17 protein-coding genes are annotated in these 20,925 nt (G+C 39.6%); all 17 read left to right on the top strand.

Going from position 1 to position 20,925, the window contains the following annotated elements:
- Positions 1–15: 15 nt before the first annotated feature.
- Positions 16–1,158 carry a 1-deoxy-D-xylulose-5-phosphate reductoisomerase gene (dxr, locus tag ACK3CR_RS20260; RefSeq protein WP_243518257.1) on the top strand — a complete coding sequence of 381 codons (1,143 nt, stop codon included), beginning with the start codon at positions 16–18 and terminating at the stop codon, positions 1,156–1,158.
- Between the two features lie 15 nt (positions 1,159–1,173).
- Positions 1,174–2,439 (top strand): RIP metalloprotease RseP, encoded by a 1,266-nt coding sequence (gene rseP, locus ACK3CR_RS20255; RefSeq protein ID WP_243518259.1) that lies wholly within the window; start codon positions 1,174–1,176, stop codon positions 2,437–2,439.
- An 84-nt stretch (positions 2,440–2,523) separates the two neighbouring features.
- Complete coding sequence (locus ACK3CR_RS20250) at positions 2,524–4,221, top strand: proline--tRNA ligase (protein WP_488976055.1); 1,698 nt, start codon at positions 2,524–2,526, stop codon at positions 4,219–4,221.
- 96 nt (positions 4,222–4,317) lie between these two features.
- On the top strand, positions 4,318–8,631 hold the full coding sequence (locus tag ACK3CR_RS20245) for a PolC-type DNA polymerase III (RefSeq protein ID WP_488976054.1): 4,314 nt from the start codon (positions 4,318–4,320) through the stop codon (positions 8,629–8,631).
- A gap of 317 nt (positions 8,632–8,948) precedes the next feature.
- Positions 8,949–9,419, top strand: a complete 471-nt coding sequence (gene rimP / locus ACK3CR_RS20240) for a ribosome maturation factor RimP (RefSeq protein ID WP_019391851.1) — start codon at positions 8,949–8,951, stop codon at positions 9,417–9,419.
- Between the two features lie 39 nt (positions 9,420–9,458).
- Positions 9,459–10,568, top strand: coding sequence for a transcription termination factor NusA (gene nusA / locus ACK3CR_RS20235; protein WP_019391852.1), 1,110 nt, complete (start codon positions 9,459–9,461; stop codon positions 10,566–10,568).
- Positions 10,569–10,583: 15 nt separating this feature from the next.
- Positions 10,584–10,865, top strand: a complete 282-nt coding sequence (gene rnpM, locus ACK3CR_RS20230; protein ID WP_243518267.1) for an RNase P modulator RnpM — start codon at positions 10,584–10,586, stop codon at positions 10,863–10,865.
- On the top strand, positions 10,862–11,164 hold the full coding sequence (locus tag ACK3CR_RS20225) for a YlxQ family RNA-binding protein (RefSeq protein ID WP_488976053.1): 303 nt from the start codon (positions 10,862–10,864) through the stop codon (positions 11,162–11,164). The genes rnpM and ACK3CR_RS20225 overlap by 4 nt, the downstream gene beginning before the upstream one ends.
- A gap of 20 nt (positions 11,165–11,184) precedes the next feature.
- Entirely contained in the window at positions 11,185–13,251 is a 2,067-nt protein-coding gene (gene infB, locus ACK3CR_RS20220) for a translation initiation factor IF-2 (RefSeq protein ID WP_243518273.1), read from the top strand.
- Positions 13,248–13,526: a DUF503 domain-containing protein gene (locus tag ACK3CR_RS20215; RefSeq protein ID WP_243518275.1), complete on the top strand. Its 279-nt coding sequence runs from the start codon at positions 13,248–13,250 to the stop codon at positions 13,524–13,526. Before infB ends, ACK3CR_RS20215 begins: the two co-directional genes overlap by 4 nt.
- 17 nt (positions 13,527–13,543) lie before the next feature.
- Positions 13,544–13,903, top strand: coding sequence for a 30S ribosome-binding factor RbfA (rbfA, locus tag ACK3CR_RS20210; protein ID WP_019391857.1), 360 nt, complete (start codon positions 13,544–13,546; stop codon positions 13,901–13,903).
- A gap of 62 nt (positions 13,904–13,965) precedes the next feature.
- The gene (gene truB / locus ACK3CR_RS20205) at positions 13,966–14,874 is read left to right on the top strand and encodes a tRNA pseudouridine(55) synthase TruB (RefSeq protein ID WP_243518277.1); all 909 of its coding nucleotides are present in this window, start codon (positions 13,966–13,968) and stop codon (positions 14,872–14,874) included.
- 28 nt (positions 14,875–14,902) lie between these two features.
- Positions 14,903–15,859: a bifunctional riboflavin kinase/FAD synthetase gene (ribF, locus tag ACK3CR_RS20200; protein WP_048896865.1), complete on the top strand. Its 957-nt coding sequence runs from the start codon at positions 14,903–14,905 to the stop codon at positions 15,857–15,859.
- 137 nt (positions 15,860–15,996) lie between these two features.
- Positions 15,997–16,266 carry a 30S ribosomal protein S15 gene (gene rpsO / locus ACK3CR_RS20195; RefSeq protein WP_019391860.1) on the top strand — a complete coding sequence of 90 codons (270 nt, stop codon included), beginning with the start codon at positions 15,997–15,999 and terminating at the stop codon, positions 16,264–16,266.
- A 152-nt stretch (positions 16,267–16,418) separates the two neighbouring features.
- The gene (gene pnp / locus ACK3CR_RS20190) at positions 16,419–18,539 is read left to right on the top strand and encodes a polyribonucleotide nucleotidyltransferase (RefSeq protein ID WP_243518278.1); all 2,121 of its coding nucleotides are present in this window, start codon (positions 16,419–16,421) and stop codon (positions 18,537–18,539) included.
- Between the two features lie 129 nt (positions 18,540–18,668).
- Positions 18,669–19,658, top strand: coding sequence for a polysaccharide deacetylase family protein (locus ACK3CR_RS20185; RefSeq protein ID WP_328122244.1), 990 nt, complete (start codon positions 18,669–18,671; stop codon positions 19,656–19,658).
- 13 nt (positions 19,659–19,671) lie between these two features.
- A complete protein-coding gene (locus ACK3CR_RS20180; protein ID WP_040056637.1) occupies positions 19,672–20,910 on the top strand; it encodes a M16 family metallopeptidase in 1,239 nt (412 codons plus the stop codon).
- Positions 20,911–20,925 lie beyond the last annotated feature (15 nt).

Here is a 20,925-nt window from a genome sequence, read left to right as displayed (position 1 = left end):
AACGGGGTGACATACGTGAAGAAAATTGCCTTACTAGGTGCAACGGGTTCAATTGGAACACAAACGCTAGATGTCATTCGAACGCATCGTGACGAATTCTCACTCGTTTCCATGTCAGTAGGACAAAATATTGATAAAGCACGAGAAATTGTAGCAGAATTTCAGCCTAGGATTTTATCAGTTTCAAAAAAAGAAGACTATGAGGTATTAAAAGACGAGTTTCTCAATATTACTATTGTATATGGAGAAGAAGGTTTGATAGAAGTTGCTACATGTTCTGAAGCAGATGTTGTTGTTACGGCTGTAATGGGGAGCGTTGGTCTCTTTCCAACAATAGAAGCTATTAGAGCGCGTAAAACTATTGCCCTTGCAAATAAGGAAACGCTTGTAACAGCAGGCCATCTTGTTATGAAGGAAGCTCAGGAATATGGAGTAAGCATCCTTCCGGTTGATAGTGAACATTCTGCTATTTATCAATGTTTGCAAGGCGAAAATATGAAAGAGATTAATCGTCTCATTATTACGGCTTCTGGAGGAAGTTTTCGAGACAAAACAAGACAAGAGCTAGAAGGAGTAACCGTTGAGGAAGCCTTAAACCATCCAAACTGGTCAATGGGCGCAAAGATTACCATTGATTCAGCAACAATGATGAACAAAGGATTAGAAGTTATTGAAGCGCATTGGCTTTTTAACATGCCATATGAGAAAATAGATGTGCTTCTCCATAAACAAAGTATCATTCATTCTATGGTTGAATTTCATGACCGTAGCGTGATGGCTCAGCTTGGAACACCTGATATGCGCGTACCTATTCAATACGCTCTTACATATCCAAATCGGATGGTGCTTCCTTCTACGCCTCTTAACCTCGCTGAGATTGGTACATTGGATTTTGCTAAAATGGATTTCGAACGTTATCGCTGTCTTTCTTTTGCTTTTGAAGCAGGGAAAACAGGAGGTACAATGCCAACTGTATTGAATGCAGCAAATGAACAAGCCGTTGCGTTATTCCTTGAAGGGAAAATTTCCTTCCTGCAAATTGAAGACGTGATTGAGAAGGCATTAAACTGGCATACTGTCCAGCAAAATCCTTGTCTTCAGACAATAAAAGAAGTAGATTTAGAAACAAGGTCTTACGTATTGTCTTTAATTTCTTAAAGGAGGTAATAGCTTTTGCCGACACCTATAGCGTTTGTACTCATTTTTGGGTTACTAGTTTTTGTTCACGAGCTAGGGCATCTTATTTTTGCAAAACGTGCTGGCATTCTTTGCCGCGAATTTGCCATTGGCTTCGGTCCAAAAGTTTTTTCATTCACAAAGAATGAAACTGTATATACAATTCGTCTCTTGCCACTTGGTGGGTTTGTCCGCATGGCTGGAGAAGATCCAGAAATGATTGAAGTAAAACCAGGTCAAATGATTGGACTAAAGTTCAATGATAAAGACGAGGTTAATAAAATCATTATTAACAATAAAGACGAGCATCCAGATGCAACGGTCGTTGAAGTTGAACGTATCGACTTAGAACATAAAATGTTTGTAGAAGGATATGAATCTTCTTCAGAAGAAGGTCGTCTTGAGCGCTTTACCGTTAGTGATACATCATTTTTCGTTAATGACGGAGAAGAAGTACAAATTGCCCCGTACAAGCGTCAGTTTGGTTCAAAAACGCTTGGTCAGCGTGCAATGGCAATTTTTGCTGGTCCAATGATGAACTTTGTGCTTGCTTTCTTCCTTTTTGCGATTATCGGCGTTTTTCAAGGCTACACGGTAGATAAACCAATTATGGGAGAAATCACATCAGATGGAGCTGCCCAAGAAGCAGGCTTACAAGAAGGTGACGTTGTAAAAGCAATTGACGGGGAAAGTGTATCGTCGTGGACAGACGTTGTAAGTAAAGTCGTAAAACATCCAGGGGAAGAAGTAACGTTTGATGTGGAACGTAATGGGCAGGCCGAAGAAATTAACGTTACGCCAAAAAGTGAAAAACGAGGCGAGGAAACAGTAGGGGTTATTGGTGTCTATCAGCCTGTTGAAAAATCCTTTTTCGGTGCGATTGCCAACGGAGTAACTGAAACGCTAACATGGACGAAAGAAATCGTTCTAACACTTGGAAAACTAGTGACAGGACAGTTCTCAATTGATATGCTTTCAGGACCAGTTGGAATTTATGTTTCAACAGAACAAGTCGCACAGTCAGGATTCTACTACTTGATGAAATGGGCTGCTGCACTGAGCATTAACCTTGGAATTGTGAACCTTTTACCGCTGCCGGCTCTTGATGGAGGACGTCTTCTGTTCTTCTTAGTTGAAGCGTTAAGAGGAAAACCAATTGATCGCCAAAAAGAAGGTATTGTCCACTTTATTGGATTTGCGCTTCTGATGCTCCTTATGCTTGTTGTCACATGGAACGATATTCAACGCTTTTTTGTACAATAAGATAAAAAGCGGCGTTTCCTTTTTGAACAAAAAGGACGCCGCTTCTCATATTTTTAATTGATTATGGATAAAGGTGGAGAAACCATGAAACAAAGTGCAATGTTTATCCCAACGCTGCGTGAAGTGCCAGCAGATGCTGAAATTAGAAGTCACCAGCTTTTAATTCGTGCAGGATTTATGAGACAAAATGCAAGCGGTATTTACAGCATTTTACCTCTTGGTAAGCGCGTGCTTGCAAAAGTAGAAAAAATTGTTCGTGAAGAAATGGACAGAGCAGGTTCATCAGAAATGCTAATGCCAACGCTTCAGCTTGCTGAACTTTGGCAAGAATCAGGACGCTGGAGTTCTTACGGTCCTGAACTTATGCGCTTTAACGATCGTCACGGTCGTGAGTTTGCTCTAGGACCAACACATGAAGAAGTTGTGACAAGCCTGCTTCGCGATGAGGTAAAATCATACAAAAAACTTCCGTTAAATGTGTATCAAATTCAAACAAAATTCCGTGATGAGAAGCGTCCACGCTTTGGGCTTTTACGAGGTCGTGAATTTATTATGAAAGATGCTTACTCATTTCATGCAACAAAAGAAAGCTTAGATGAAACGTACGAAGACATGTTTGAAGGATATCGCCGCATCTTTTCACGCTGTGGCCTAGACTTCCGTGCCGTAATCGCAGACTCTGGAGCAATGGGTGGTAAAGATACGCATGAATTCATGGTGTTATCAGACATTGGTGAAGATACAATTGCCTACTCAGACAAATCCGAATTTGCGGCAAACATCGAAATGGCTCCAGTTGTTGCTAATTATGAAAAAAGTTCAGAAAGTGCTGTCGAACTTGAAAAAGTAGCAACACCAGACAGCAAAACAATTGAAGATGTATCAAAATCATTGAACATTGAAAAAGAAAAATGCATTAAATCTCTTCTTTTTAAAGTTGATGACGAGTATGTGCTTGTATTGGCACGTGGCGATCATGAAATCAACGACATTAAAGTGAAAAACTATCTTGAAGCAAGAGACATTATGCTCGCTCCTGCAAACGAAGTAAAAGATATCGTTCAATGCGAAGTTGGTTCAGTTGGACCAATCAATGTGAAGAATGTAAAAGTAATTGCTGACAATGCTGTTGAATATATTGTTAACGGTGTATGTGGGGCTAATGAAGAAGGCTTCCATTTTACAGGAGTAAACCCAGGCCGAGATTTCCAAACAGACTATGCAGACCTTCGCTTTATTCAAGAAGGAGATGCTTCTCCAGATGGAAAAGGAATTATTCAATTTGCTCGTGGAATTGAAGTTGGTCACGTCTTTAAACTTGGAACACGTTATAGTGAAGCAATGAACGGTACGTTCCTTGATGAAAATGGACGAGCACAGCCAATGATTATGGGATGCTATGGTATCGGAGTGTCTCGTACAATGGCAGCTATTGCAGAACAGTATAATGATGAAAATGGTTTAGTATGGCCAAAACAAGTTGCTCCATATGATGTTCATGTTATTGCAGTTAACGTGAAAAAAGAAGAGCAAACAGAAGTGGCTTCAGCTCTTTATAACACACTTCAAGATCAAGGTTATGAAGTTCTATACGATGATCGTGCAGAGAGAGCTGGCGTAAAATTCGCTGACTCTGATCTTATTGGTCTACCAATCCGCGTTACAGTTGGTAAACAAGCTGGCGAAGGTATTGTTGAAGTGAAAGTACGTAAAACAGGTGAATCTTTTGAAGCAAAAGTAGAGGAGATTCCAGGGCTTATTGAAAAACTTCTTGAACAATAAGAATTTTTAAAGAAAGAAAAGGAAGGTGCCTTTTGAAGAAAAGGTGCCTTTCTTTATGCTAAAATAGAAATCGAATAAAAATAACGGAGGGGAAAAATGAGCGAAGAAGCAGTGATAAAACAGCGTGAACGCTTTTCCATTCTTCTTCAGCAGCTTGAGCTTACGGATGATATGATTGTCCGTTATTTTGAGGGCGGAGAGCTTGAAAAAGTTACAGTTCACAAAGAACAAAAGCGCTGGCACTTTCAGTTTGTGCTTAATCGTGTTTTACCATTTAACATATATAATGAACTATTAATGAGAATGAACAAACAGTTTTCACATATTGCGACAACTTCTTTTACAATCAAAGCGAAAAATGAAGAATATGAAGAGGAAGAAGTGAAAAATTATTGGAACCACTGTTTAAGTGAGCTTCAAGGAATTTCACCTATGTTTCTTTCTCTATTAAATGAACAGCATCCAAAAGTACAAGGACGTAAGCTTTGTCTTCACGGACGAAATATTGCTGAAGCAGCAGCATTAAAACGGAAATACGGAGAGCTTTTGTCAGCTCAATATACAACTTACGGCTTTCCTGCTTTTCAAATTGAGACAGATGTTGTTGAAGCGAAGAAAGAATATGATGAGTTTGTAGAAAAGAAAAAGCAAGAAGACGAACAAAAGGCTCTTGCAGCTTTAACTGAAATGAAGGCAAAAGCAGAACAGCACGATAATGAAGCAGGATCTATTTCAGGTCCGCTTACGCTCGGTTATACAATTAAAGACGATCCTGTTTCAATTAGCCAAATTATTGATGAGGAAAAACGTATTACAATTCAAGGGTATGTGTTTCACGCTGAAACAAAAGAGCTGCGCAGCGGTCGTACGCTTCTTACTTTCAAGATTACAGACTACACAGATTCGATTCTTGTGAAGATGTTTTCACGTGATAAAGAAGATGTACCAATGTTTCAGTCTCTTAAAAAAGGTATGTGGCTAAAAGTGCGCGGTAGCGTGCAGAATGATACGTTTGTACGCGATCTTGTTATGATTGGAAACGACGTAAATGAAATTCCTGCTAGAGAACGTCAAGATACAGCAGGGGAAGATGAAAAGCGCGTTGAGCTTCATCTTCATACGCCAATGAGCCAAATGGATGCTGTCACGTCTGTTAGCTCACTTGTACAACAAGCAGCAAAATGGGGACATAAAGCAATTGCTGTAACAGACCATGCTGTTGCTCAATCATTTCCAGAAGCATATGGAGCAGCAAAGAAAAATGGCTTAAAGATGATTTACGGGGTTGAAGTGAATCTTGTAGATGATGGGGTGCCGATTGCCTATAATCCTCAAAAACGGGATTTAGCTTCTGAAACATATATTGTTTTTGACGTTGAAACAACAGGTCTTTCAGCAACATACGATAAAATCATTGAGCTTGCAGCCGTTAAAATGCGTGAAGGGGAAATCATTGATAAGTTTGAGCGTTTTGCAAATCCACACCATCCTCTTTCAGCAACAACGATTGAATTAACGGGGATTACCGATGATATGGTTGAAAATGCGCCAGAAATCGAAGATGTATTAAAAGAGTTTCATGAATGGATTGGCGATGATACCCTTGTTGCACATAATGCAAGCTTTGATATGGGCTTCTTAAATATGGGATTTGGCCGCATTGGACTTGGTAAAGCACAAAATCCTGTCATAGATACGCTTGAACTTGCCCGTTTGCTTTACCCGACAATGAAGAATCATCGTTTAAATACGCTTGCGAAAAAGTTTGATGTTGAGCTCGTTCAGCACCATAGAGCAATCTATGATGCTGAAGCAACAGGATATATTCTTGTAAGACTTTTAAAAGAAGCAATTGAAAAAGAAATAATATCACATCATCAGCTTAACGATTATATGGGGCAAGGAAATGCTTATCAAAGAGCACGTCCATATCACGCGGTGCTATTAGCGCAAAATGCCACAGGATTAAAAAATCTATTTAAACTTGTATCCATTGCACACTTAGAGTATTTCTACCGGGTACCGCGTATTCCGCGCTCAAAATTGGAGAAATATCGAGAAGGTATACTCGTAGGAACGGCCTGTGATAAAGGTGAAGTTTTTGAGGCAATGATGCAAAAATCCGCAGAAGAAGTGGAAAAAGCAGCGGAGTTTTATGATTATATTGAAGTGCAGCCGCCAAGCAACTACAAGCATTTAATTGAGCTTGATTTGGTTCATACAGAAAAAGCGCTGCTTGAGATTATTTCAAATATCGTTAAAATTGGTGAAAAAATTGGCAAAACAGTTGTGGCAACAGGAAACGTTCACTATCTAAATCCAGAAGACAAAATTTATCGTAAAATTTTAATCAGCTCTCAGGGTGGAGCAAATCCGTTAAATCGTCATGAGCTTCCTGATGTGCATTTCCGCTCTACAAACGAAATGCTTGACTGCTTTTCTTTCCTTGGGGAAGAAAAGGCGAAAGAAATTGTAGTCACAAACACCCAAAAAGTGGCCGATTTAATTGAAGAAGTCAAGCCAATTAAAGATGACTTATATACACCAAAAATTGAAGGTGCCGAAGATGAGATGAAAAAAATGAGTTATGACAGAGCTCGTTCCATCTACGGAGAAAACCTTCCAGAAATTGTGGAAGCTCGTCTTGAAAAAGAATTAAAAAGTATTATTGGTCACGGATTCGCCGTAATTTATCTTATCTCACATAAGCTTGTTAAAAAATCGTTGAACGATGGATATCTTGTAGGTTCCCGTGGGTCTGTTGGCTCGTCTTTTGTCGCAACGATGACTGAAATTACCGAAGTGAATCCACTGCCACCGCACTACGTTTGTCCACAGTGTCAAACGTCTGAGTTCTTTGATGACGGATCTGTTGGATCTGGGTTTGATTTACCTGATAAAGACTGTCCAAAATGTAATATTCCGTATACAAAAGACGGCCATGATATTCCGTTTGAAACCTTCCTTGGATTTAAAGGAGATAAAGTTCCTGATATCGATTTGAACTTCTCAGGAGAATACCAGCCAAAAGCCCATAACTATACAAAAGAGCTTTTCGGTGAAGATTACGTATATAGAGCAGGAACGATTGGTACAGTTGCTGAAAAAACGGCATATGGATATGTAAAAGGTTATGCAGGAGATCATGATATACACTATAGAGGAGCTGAAGTTGATCGCCTTGTCGCGGGTTGTACGGGCGTAAAACGAACAACAGGTCAGCATCCAGGGGGAATTATTGTTGTTCCAGATTATATGGATATTTATGATTTCTCGCCAGTTCAATTTCCGGCAGACGATCGAAATTCAGAATGGAAAACAACTCACTTTGACTTCCATTCTATTCACGATAACGTGTTAAAGCTTGATATTCTCGGACACGATGATCCAACTGCTATTCGTATGCTTCAAGATTTAAGCGGAATTGATCCAAAAACAATTCCAACAGATGATCCTGAAGTCATGAAAATCTTTAGCGGTACAGAATCGCTCGGTGTAACGTCAGAGCAAATTATGTGTAAAACAGGAACGCTCGGCATTCCTGAGTTTGGGACAAGATTCGTTCGTCAAATGCTTGAAGATACAAAGCCAACCACTTTCTCTGAGCTCGTCCAAATCTCGGGACTTTCTCACGGAACGGATGTATGGCTTGGAAATGCACAAGAGCTTATTCATAATAATGTATGTACGCTAAGTGAAGTAATTGGATGTCGTGATGATATTATGGTATATCTCATTTATCAAGGGCTAGATCCATCGCTTGCATTCAAAATTATGGAGTTTGTACGTAAAGGAAAAGGTCTTCAGGATGAGTGGGAAGAGGAAATGGCGAAAAATGGCGTACCTGACTGGTATGTTGATTCATGTAAAAAAATTAAGTACATGTTCCCGAAAGCCCATGCAGCTGCATACGTTCTAATGGCTGTTCGTATTGCGTATTTTAAAGTGCATCATCCTATTCTTTATTACGCAACATACTTTACTGTTCGTGCTGATGACTTTGATATTGATACGATGATTAAGGGATCTGCAGCAATCAAAGCAAAAATTGAAGAAATTTTAGCTAAAGGACTTGAAGCATCACCGAAAGAGAAAAACTTACTAACGGTGTTAGAAATTTCACTTGAGATGTGTGAACGTGGCTTCTCTTTCCAGAAAGTCGATCTTTATCGATCAAGCGCCTCAGAGTTCGTTATTGACGGTACGTCGCTTATTCCACCGTTCAACTCGATTCCGGGTCTTGGTACAAATGCTGCACTTAACATCGTAAAAGCACGTGAAGATGGAGAATTCTTGTCAAAAGAAGATCTTCAGCAAAGGGGTCGTGTATCTAAAACAATTCTTGAGTATTTAGACAACCACGGCTGCTTAGAATCACTGCCAGACCAAAACCAGCTTTCACTGTTTTAAGTTGTGATTAGTGGGTTTGCAACAAAATTATGGTTATGGTATAGTAGGTATGGTAATGCTAGACATAACGGTCGTAAAAGAGTGGGGAAACCCACTCTTTATTATTGGATAGACGTTGGATAAGTTTTCTATTCATTTCATGATTTTATGGTTAGTAACAAGCACGATGATTATGTACTTGTTTTTTATCCCTGCTTTCTTATGTAAGCAGGGAATTTTTATCCTTACAATTGTAAAACTATAAGAGCATACCGCATGACTTGGGTAGGAAAAAAGATAAAACTTGAACAACGGTCTCTTTTAAAAGGAGGAATATGATGGGTGAGAAAGTGACAGAAATCGTAGAACAGCTTGCGACACCTATTCTTGAAGACTTAGGACTTGAACTAGTGGACGTTGAATATGTGAAAGAAGGAAAAGACTGGTTTTTGCGAGTGTTTATTGACTCTGAGAAAGGCGTAGACATTGAAGATTGTGGCGTTGTCAGCGAGCGTCTTAGCGAAAAAATGGATGAGCTTGATCCAATTACCCACAACTACTTTTTAGAAGTCTCTTCTCCAGGAGCAGAGCGTCCGCTTAAAAAAGCAGATGACTTTGAAAAAAATATTGGCAAAAACGTTTATGTCAAAACATACGAGCCGATCGAAGATTCAAAAGAATTCGAAGGTGAGTTAAAAAGCTTTGATGGAGAGTATATTACCCTCCTTATCAAAATCAAAACAAGAGTGAAAGAAATCGAAATTCCATATGAAAAAGTAGCACAAGCTCGCTTGGCTGTTACTTTCTAAATGGAGTGCGATAATTGAAAAAGGGGGACCAGGTTTACCATGAGTATCGATCTATTAGATGCTTTAGAAGTTCTTGAAAAAGAAAAAGGTATTAGTAAAAATGTGATTATTGAGGCAATTGAAGCCGCATTAATTTCAGCTTATAAACGAAATTTCAACCAAGCTCAAAACGTGCGTGTTGATTTAAACCTTGAAAAAGGAACAATGCGCGTTTTTGCTCGTAAAGACGTTGTAGACGCAGTTTTTGATCCACGTCTTGAGATTTCACTTGAAGAAGCAAAACAAGTGAATCCAAACTTCGAAATTGACGATGTTGTAGAAATGGAAGTAACGCCAAAAGACTTTGGACGCATCGCAGCTCAAACAGCGAAACAAGTTGTAACACAGCGCGTGCGTGAAGCAGAGCGTGGCGTTATTTATTCTGAATTCATTGACCGTGAAGAAGATATTATGACGGGAATTGTACAGCGCCAAGATTCTCGCTTTATTTATGTAAGCTTAGGTAAAATTGAAGCTCTTCTTCCTGTAAATGAACAAATGCCAAATGAGCAATATCATCCACATGATCGTATTAAAGTATACGTAACAAAAGTGGAGCGTACAACAAAAGGTCCACAAATTTATGTGTCTCGTACACATCCAGGTCTCTTAAAACGCCTGTTTGAAAAAGAAGTGCCTGAAATTTATGATGGTGCTGTTGAAATTCGCTCAGTTGCGCGTGAAGCTGGAGATCGTTCAAAAATCTCTGTTCATGCTGAGTATGATGAAATCGATCCAGTTGGCTCATGTGTAGGTCCAAAAGGGCAGCGTGTACAAGCAGTTGTCAACGAATTAAAAGGCGAAAAAATTGATATTGTTCGCTGGTCAGAAGATCCAGTGGAATTTGTAGCAAACGCACTAAGTCCTGCTAAAGTGCTTGAAGTTCTTGTGAATGAAGGCGACAAAGCAACAACGGTCATTGTACCAGATTATCAGCTTTCTTTAGCAATTGGAAAACGCGGGCAAAATGCTCGTTTAGCAGCGAAGCTAACAAACTGGAAAATCGATATTAAGAGCCAATCAGAAGCAGAAGCTGAAGGCATTTTAGTAACAAAAGAGGAGCCATCTTCTCCAGAAGCATTTGACTTAGACCATTCTGAGATGGAATAAGAGGTGTTAAGATAGATGTCTAGTAATAAAAGAAAAGTACCAATGAGAAAATGCGTAGCAACGCAAACAATGCTTCCCAAAAAAGAGCTCGTTCGAGTTGTAAGAACAACGGAAGGAAACGTAGAGCTTGATGTAACAGGCAAAAAAAACGGGCGTGGCGCTTACATCTCAAAAGATGAAGACGCTGTGTTATTAGCTCAAAAGAAAAATTTGCTTGGTACACATCTAAAAGCTGACGTACCTGAGGAAGTTTACAGCGAACTATTAGAGCTTGCTCAAAAGGAGAAGCGCAGTTGAATCAAGAACAATGGCAATCATTTTTAGGGTTAGCTAATCGAGCGCGAAAAGTAATTTCTGGTGAAGAGCTTGTAATTAAAGACGTGCGCAAAAATGCAATTAGTCTTGTTATATTATCTCGCGATGCATCAGCAAACACCGCAAAAAAAGTTATGGACAAATGCAGCTACTATAACGTTCCAGTCAAGCTTGTTGAGGATCGGTTCCTCTTAGGGAAAGCAATTGGGAAAGATAGCCGCGTTGTTGTTGGTATAACAGATGCTGGGTTTGCAAAAAAGATGAAAACGCTGCTTGATTAATTTTTGTGGGGGTGAAGTTTATGAGTAAAATTCGTGTTTATGAATATGCTAAAAAACACAATGTCTCAAGTAAAAATGTTATCGATAAACTGAAAGAAATGAATATTGAAGTATCAAACCATATGGCTACAATTGAGCCTAATGCAGAAACAGAACTAAACAAAAAGTTCGCAAAGAACACAGGCAATCAAGGAGATTCCCGTAACAAACGTCCAGATAATAAGAAACAAGGTGGACAAAATCAGTTTAATAAAGGCAATAAAGGGAAAAAAGGTAAGAAGCCAAATCATCAGCAATCACATGCACCACAGCAAAAAGCGGCTCCAAAGCCACTTCCTGAAAAAATTACGTTCCAAGAAAGCTTGTCAGTTGCTGAGCTTGCTAAGAAGCTTCATCGCGAGCCATCTGAAATCATTAAAAAGCTTTTCGGACTTGGTGTTATGGCAACAATTAACCAAGTGCTTGATAAAGATGCAATTGAGTTAATTGGAGCAGACTACGGTGTTGAAGTAGAAGAAGAAATTATTATCGATGAAGCAGAATTTGAAACGCTTGAAATCGAAGACAATGAAGAGGATCTAGTAGAACGTCCTGCAGTTGTAACAATCATGGGACACGTTGACCATGGTAAAACAACGCTTCTTGACTCAATCCGTAATACAAAAGTAACAGCAGGCGAAGCTGGTGGAATCACACAGCATATCGGTGCATACCAAATTGAAGCACAAGGCAAGAAAATTACGTTCCTTGATACACCTGGACACGCCGCGTTTACAACAATGCGTGCTCGTGGTGCACAAGTAACAGATATTACAATTCTTGTTGTTGCAGCAGATGATGGTGTTATGCCACAAACAGTTGAAGCCATTAACCATGCTAAAGCTGCTGGAGTGCCAATTATCGTTGCCGTGAATAAAATGGATAAAGAAGGAGCAAACCCAGACCGCGTGATGCAAGAGCTAACAGAGCATGAGCTTGTATCTGAAGCATGGGGTGGGGACACAATCTTCTGTCACTTATCTGCTCTATCTGGAGAAGGAATCGACAATCTTTTAGAAATGATCGTTCTTGTTACAGAAGTGGAAGAGTTAAAAGCAAATCCAAAACGCCGTGCGTTAGGTACTGTTGTTGAAGCAGAGCTTGATAAAGGGCGCGGAAGTGTTGCAACACTTCTTGTTCAAAACGGTACGCTTCATGTTGGGGATCCGATTGTTGTCGGAAACACGTTCGGTCGCGTTCGTGCAATGGTGAATGATTTAGGTCGTCGCGTAAAAGTAGCGGGTCCTTCTACACCTGTTGAAATTACAGGTCTTAATGATGTACCACAAGCGGGTGATCGCTTCATGGTATTTGAAGACGAGAAGAAAGCGCGTCAAATTGGGGAAGCTCGTGCAACAAAACAGCTTGAAGCACAGCGAAGCGAAAAATCACGCGTAAGCCTTGATGATTTATTCGAACAAATCAAACAAGGTGAAATGAAAGATCTTAATATTATTGTAAAAGCAGATGTACAAGGTTCCGTTGAAGCTGTTGCAGCATCACTTCAAAAGATTGATGTTGAAGGTGTAAATGTTCGCATCATTCACACTGGTGTAGGAGCAATCAACGAATCAGACATCGTATTAGCAACAGCTTCAAATGCTATTGTTATTGGATTTAACGTTCGTCCTGATGCTAACGCAAAACGTACTGCAGACGCAGAAAATGTTGATATCCGTCTTCACCGTATCATCTACAAAGCGATTGAAGAAATTGAAGCAGCGATGAAAGGAATGCTTGATCCTGAGTACGAAGAAAAAGTAATCGGACAAGCGGAAGTTCGTCAAACGTTCAAAGTATCAAAAGTTGGAACAATCGCAGGAAGCTATGTAACAGACGGTAAAATCGTACGCGACAGCGGTGTACGTGTCATCCGTGATGGCATTGTTATCTTTGAAGGAGAGCTAGACGCTCTTAAACGTTTCAAAGACGATGCTAAAGAAGTTGCACAAGGATATGAGTGCGGTATTACGGTGAAAAACTTTAATGATATCAAAGAAGGCGATGTTATTGAAGCATACGTAATGGAGGAAATTGAGCGTAAGTGATAGGATACTTAACATTTGAGGCGATGATTTATGATGCCGCTTCTCTTAAGGAGAAGCGAGCTGTTTTGCAGCGCATCATAACTCGTATTAAAGGTAAGTTCAACGTGTCAATAGCCGAAATTGATCATCAGGATGTTTGGCAACGAACGTCGATTGGTATCGTGACCATTTCATCTGCTAAAAACATATCGGAAAGGGAGCTCTACAAGCTTTTAGAGTTTGTAGACTCGTTTCCAGAGATAGAAAGAACGCTCACAAATATTGAGTGGTTATAAAAACGAGGTGAAATTTTATGAAACTCAGACCAACTAGAATTGGTGAACAAATGAAAAAAGAAATGAGTGACATCATTAGCCGTAAGATTAAAGATCCGCGCATCGGATTTGTAACGGTAACAGATGTTCAAGTTACAGGGGATCTTCAGCAAGCAAAAGTGTACATTTCAGTGCTTGGTGATGAAGAACAAAAGCAAAATACGCTAAAAGGTCTTGCAAAAGCAAAAGGATTTATCCGCAGCGAGATTGGTCAGCGTATTCGCCTTCGTAAAACTCCTGAAATTCTTTTTGAATTTGATGAGTCAATCGATTACGGAAATCGCATTGAAACACTAATTGGCGAGCTTCACAGAGACCGTAAAGATGATCATGAATAAATAATGATGAGAAGCCTGCCCAAGCGGCAGGCTTTATTTTTTGAGTAAAAGGAGTAGTGGACGTGGAAGGGATTATTGTTATTGATAAACCAAAAGGCATGACGTCACATGACTGTGTGTTTAAGCTCCGCAAAATATTGCGAACGAAAAAAATCGGTCATACAGGTACGCTCGATCCTGAAGTAACAGGCGTACTGCCAATGTGCGTTGGGCGTGCAACAAAAGTTGTGGAATATTTAACAGCTTCATCTAAAACATATGAAGGAGAAGTAACGTTTGGGCGTTCTACAACAACGGAAGATGTGTGGGGAGAAGTTGTCGAAGAACGAGAAGTAACAGAAACATTCACAAAAGAGAGAATTGAAACCGTTTTTGAAAGCTTAACAGGCACAATCGTTCAAACTCCACCTATGTATTCTGCTGTAAAAGTAAACGGCAAACGTCTTTACGAATATGCAAGAAATGGAGAAAGTGTTGAAAGACCAAGCAGAGAAGTAACAATTGAAAAATTAGAGATCATTGAAGAAAACTTGACAGGAGCGTTTCCAACTGTGCGTTTTCGTGTTACTTGTAGTAAAGGAACGTATGTGAGAACGCTTGCCGTTATGATGGGGGAAGCGCTTGGTTATCCAGCACATATGTCCTATTTGCGTCGCATTGGATCTGGAGCTTTCACAGAAGAGGACTGTGTGACACTAGAAGAGCTTAGCAAGGCTGCCGAAGAAGGAACGGTAGATAAATACTTCCTAAGCATTGAAAAAGCTCTTTCTCATTTGCCGAAATGGACGATAAATGATACATTAGCAAAGAAAGTGAAAAACGGAGCGGTTTTATCAAGACCTGAAGAAATTAGCATAGATACGCCCCTTTGGCTCGTTTTGAACGAGGAGGGGAAGCTTCTTGCTCTTTATAAACATCATGAAACAAAAGAAGGTAAAATAAAACCCGCAAAAATTATTGATATTTCTTAATCTAAGGTAGAAAAAGGTGAATTGTGTTTTGGAAATCATACATCTGCAACATCCACATCACCTAGTGCGTGAACAACTTCCACCGCTTTCAATGGCGTTAGGATACTTTGATGGCATGCATTTAGGACATCAAAAAGTAATTATGACTGCAAAGCGTATTGCTGATGAGCTTGGGGTGAAAAGTGCCGTGATGACCTTTGACCCTCACCCTTCTGTTGTATTAGGGAAGAAAGCAGCACACGTTGATATGATAACGCCGCTTGAAGAAAAAGCACGTTTGCTTAAAGAGCGCGGCATTGATTTTCTTTACGTTGTTCGCTTTGATCGTGACTTTTCTAACTTGAATCCAGAAGAGTTTGTTGAACAATATATTGTAAACTTGAATGTCAAGCACGTTGTAGCGGGATTTGATTTTTCATATGGAAAGTTTGGAAGTGGCACAATGGAGACAATGAAAGAGCATGCAAAGGATAAATGTGAGTACACTGTTGTCGAAAAGCTTGAGGACGAAGGGGAAAAGGTAAGTTCAACGCTTATTCGGAAGTTCTTACAAGAAGGAAGGGTCGAAAATATCCAAAAGCTTCTTGGAAGATGCTACACAATAACAGGTCGAGTTGTACATGGCGAAAAACGAGGAAGAGAGATCGGGTTTCCAACAGCAAACGTTGGAGAAGTTGACGGTTATATTATTCCTCGAACAGGCGTTTATGCTGTTGAGCTTGGCATTAATGGTCAGTTCTATGAAGGTGTGTGTAACATTGGCTATAAGCCGACATTTCACGATAAAAAGCCAGAGAAGCCAACAATTGAAGTACATATCTTTGACTTCAAGAACATGATTTACAATGAAAAAGTCGTTGTAAAATGGCATAAGCTTATTCGCAAAGAGCGAAAGTTTTCTGGAATCGAAGCTCTTGTCTCTCAAATCAATCAAGATAAGCGAGAAGCAGCTGCTTATTTTGCTTCCTTGAAGAGCGACGCATAAAACTTTCATTAGAATCCTTGCAATTCTAGGCGAAAAATAGTAATATGAACATTGAACAGAAATTAACCATTGCTTGGCATTACGATTCACCAACGTATTGCTAGGGAATTGGGGATTATTAAGAGGAGGTGAATAGGATGGCTATCACACAAGAGCGCAAGAATGAACTTATTGCTGAGTACAAAACTCATGATACTGACACAGGATCACCAGAAGTTCAAATTGCTGTCCTAACTGAGCAAATTACAAACTTAAATGATCATTTACGTACACACAAGAAAGATCACCATTCACGTCGTGGTCTATTAAAAATGGTAGGTAAACGTCGTAACTTACTTAACTACCTACGTAACAATGACATTACTCGCTACCGTGAGTTAATTAACAAGCTTGGTTTACGTCGATAATAGTAGAAAGCGGGAGAATGCTCCCGCTTTTTTCGTATGTACAATTATTGTGAGTCGTTGTTTTACATAAAAAGTTATGGATTTAATGCTTTCGTCTATACTAATAAGTATAAACAGCAAATAGTGCATGCATTCAGAGAGGAGTACAAAGAATGGAACAAGAAAAACGCGAGTTTTCGATCGAATTAGCAGGCCGAAAATTGACCGTTGAAGTTGGTCAGCTTGCAAAGCAAGCAAACGGAGCTGCTTTAGTTCGTTATGGAGATACAGTAATACTAAGTACAGCAACAGCGTCTAAGGAACCAAAAGATGTTGATTTCTTCCCATTAACAGTAAACTATGAAGAGCGTTTATACGCAGTAGGGAAGATTCCAGGAGGATTTATTAAGCGTGAAGGTCGTCCAAGTGAAAAAGCGATTTTAACAAGTCGTCTTATCGACCGTCCAATTCGTCCGCTTTTTGCTGATGGTTTCCGTAATGAAGTACAAGTTATTAGCATTGTTATGAGCGTTGAGCAAAACTGCTCATCAGAAGTTGCGGCAATGTTTGGTTCATCTCTTTCTTTATCTGTTTCAGACATTCCGTTTGAAGGACCAATCGCAGGTGTTATTGTTGGTCGTATTGACGGAGAGTTTGTTCTAAACCCAACAGTTGAAGAGCTAGAGAAAAGTGATATTGAATTAACTGTTGCAGGAACAAAAGATGCTATTAACATGGTAGAAGCAGGAGCTAATGAAGTGCCTGAAGAAATCATGCTTGAAGCCATTATGTTTGGGCATGAGCATATTAAGACATTAGTTGCATTCCAAGAAGAAATCGTTGCAGCAGTTGGAAAAGAGAAAATGGAAGTAAAGCTTCATACACTAGATGAAGAACTTCAAGAGGAAGTACGCGAGCTTGCTGAAGCAGACTTGATTCCAGCAATTCAAGTCCAAGAAAAGCATGCGCGTGAAGAAGCAATTACAGCAGTGAAAAACAGCGTAATTGAGAAGTTTGAAGAAAAAGAAGCGGATGAAAGCACCATTTCACAAGTAAAAGAAATTTTAAGCAAAATGGTGAAAACAGAAGTGCGCCGCCTTATTACAGAAGAAAAAGTGCGCCCAGATGGTCGTAACGTAGACGAAATTCGTCCACTTTCTTCTGAAGTTAGCAAGCTTCCTCGTACGCATGGTTCAGGACTGTTTACGCGTGGGCAAACGCAAGCGCTAAGCATTTGTACGTTAGGAGCACTTGGTGACGTGCAAATTTTAGATGGTCTTGGAATTGAAGAATCTAAGCGCTTTATGCATCACTATAATTTCCCTTCTTTCAGCGTTGGTGAAACACGTCCAATTCGCGGACCTGGTCGTCGTGAAATTGGTCACGGAGCTCTTGGAGAGCGTGCATTAGAGCCTGTTATTCCATCTGAAAAAGACTTCCCATATACGATTCGTCTTGTTTCTGAAGTATTGGAATCAAACGGTTCAACATCACAAGCAAGTATTTGTGCAAGTACGCTTGCAATGATGGATGCTGGTGTGCCAATCAAAGCCCCTGTAGCTGGGATTGCAATGGGACTTATCAAGTCTGGCGAGCACTATTCTGTATTAACAGACATTCAAGGGATGGAAGACCATTTAGGAGATATGGACTTTAAAGTAGCTGGAACAGCTAAAGGTGTTACAGCACTTCAAATGGACATTAAAATCGAAGGTTTATCTCGTGAAATTTTAGAAGAAGCATTAGAGCAAGCAAAACACGGCCGTATGCAAATTCTAGAACATATGCTAAGCACGATTGAGGATCCACGTCAAAATCTATCTAGATATGCACCAAAAATCTTAACAATGACAATTAACCCTGATAAAATCCGCGACGTTATTGGACCAAGCGGTAAACAAATCAATAAAATTATTGAAGAAACAGGCGTTAAAATTGATATTGAACAAGATGGTACAATCTTTATTTCTTCTACAGAGGAAGAAATGAACAGCAATGCAAAGAAAATTATCGAAGACCTTGTGCGTGAAGTTGAAAAAGGCCAAACGTATTTAGGAAAAGTAAAACGCATCGAGAAATTTGGAGCATTTGTTGAGCTATTCCCTGGGAAAGACGGTCTTGTTCACATTTCTGAAATCGCGGAAGAGCGTATCGGAAAAGTGGAAGACGTACTAGCAATTGGTGATGAAATTCTAGTTCGTGTTATTGAAATTGATAAACAAGGACGCGTTAACTTATCACGTAAAGTGATCCTTCGCGAAGAAAAAGAGAAGGAAAAAGAAGCGCAGTCTTAATAAAGATTGAAAGCTGAAGAATGCAAAAGAACAAGCTGGGAGAACCCAGCTTCTTTTTATGAAATGATAAGTGGTGTTAGTTCTACCTTGTCCTTCTTTTACATAATTTTGTGAAGAGGGGGGAAGATAATGAAAAAGCAATTGCTTCGTTTTATGCCATTTATTGTTTTTTGTATTCTTTTAGCTATTACATACAATACAACACATTATACAGTTTATATGCCAAGGGAAATTCATTTTGCAGGAGCTGTAAAAGATGCTCTCTATGAAGAGATTGAGGAGAAAGCAGAAAAGTATGAACGAGCTCCACAGGATGCTAAAATTGATCCTGTATGGAAGCTGACACCTGGCTATAATGGTTTAGAGGTTGATGTTGATGCTTCTTACCGGAATATGAAGAAAAAAGGTGAGTTTGACGAAAACAAGCTCATCTATAAGCAAAACGCGCCGAAAGTCCATTTGGAAGACCTCGGGGCTTCTCCCATTTATAGAGGGCACCCTGATAAACCAACTGTTGCTTTCGCGGTAAATGTAGCATGGGGAAATGAATATATTCCAACAATGTTAGAAGTATTAAAAAAGCATCGTGTCAAAGCAACTTTTTTCCTTGAAGGACGCTGGGCAAAGGAAAATACAGAGATGGCTAAAATGATTGTAGATGCAGGGCAAGAGATTGGAAATCATTCCTATTCTCATCCAGACATGAAAACTTTAAGCAATGAACGAATCAAGGAAGAATTGACGAAAACAAACGATGTGATAGAATCGGTAACAGACCGTGAAGTGAAACTTTTTGCACCACCGAGCGGAAGCTATCGCGATGATGTGGTGAAAATTGCTCATGATCTTGATATGCATACAATTATGTGGAGCGTTGATACAATTGATTGGCAAAAACCAAGTGAGGACGTTCTCGTTTCTCGGGTGATGGAAAAAGTTCATCCTGGTGCTATTGTGTTAATGCACCCCACAAAATCAACAGCCTCATCTCTTGATCGCCTCATACGCGAAGTGAAGGAAAAAGGGTATGACGTTAGAGATGTTTCAACACTTCTTAATGAAGAAAGACCAATTAAAACAGAGCAGCTACAAAACAAAAAAATGAAGAATGAGCACTAGAGGAGGTCATGTTTTGGTTGTTAAACATACGTGTAAAAATGGACTAAGAATTGTATTAGAAAATATTCCAACGGTGCGTTCCGTTGCGCTTGGTATTTGGATTGGAACGGGATCACGTAATGAAACGAAGGAGCTTAATGGCGTTTCTCACTTTTTAGAACACATGTTTTTTAAAGGAACAAAAACGAGAAGCGCGCGTGAAATCGCGGAAAGCTTTGATCGTATTGGCGGGCAAGTGAACGCATTCACGTCAAAAGAGTATACGTGCTTTTATGCAAAAGTTCTTGATGATCATGCAGATAAAGCTCTTGATGTTTTAGCAGATATGTTCTTTAATTCTGTGTTTGATGAAGAAGAACTAAAGCGCGAGAAAAATGTTGTGCTTGAAGAAATTAAGATGTATGAAGATACACCTGATGACATTGTTCATGATTTATTAGGCAAAGCATCTTACGGAAATCATGCGCTCGGTTATCCGATTCTTGGAGAAGAAGAGATGTTGAACACGTTTACAGGAGATACGCTTCGTAACTATATGAAAGAAACGTATATTCCTGAAAATGTGGTTGTCTCTGTTGCAGGAAATGTTGATGAGAGCTTCATTAAGAAAATTGAAGAATACTTTGGGACGTTCGAAGGTGGAAAAGATGAAATTTCTTACAAAGCACCAGAATTTCATGGGGAGCGTATCCTTCGTCAAAAAGACACAGAGCAAGTTCACCTTTGCCTAGGATACAACGGATTGCCGATTGGACATCGTGATACATACAATTTAATTGTCTTAAACAATGTACTAGGCGGTAGTATGAGCAGTCGTTTATTCCAGGAAGTTCGGGAAAAGCGCGGTCTTGCGTATTCTATTTTCTCTTATCATTCTTCATTCCGTGATAGCGGCCTTTTAACAATCTATGGCGGTACAGGCGGTCATCAGCTTGATGTTCTTTATGAAACAATTCAAGATACGTTAAATGATATAAAAGAAAACGGCATCACAGATAAAGAGCTAGAAAACAGCAAAGAGCAATTAAAAGGAAACCTAATGCTAAGCTTAGAAAGTACAAACAGCCGTATGAGTCGTAATGGTAAGAACGAGCTTATGCTCCGCAAACATCGCTCATTAGACGATATTATTCAGGCGGTAGATGAAGTGAATCATAAAAAAGTCCTTCAGCTTGCTGGGGATATCTTTGGCGGCACAACATCTCTTTCTTTAATTGGACCAAAAGGTGAGCTTCCAAAAGCACTTCAGTAAATTAATAAGCATGTT

It is taken from the genome of Priestia sp. TRM10 (assembly GCF_057808375.1).
Note: the sequence above shows the minus strand (reverse complement) of the source record. Positions and strands in the feature narration are given on the sequence as shown.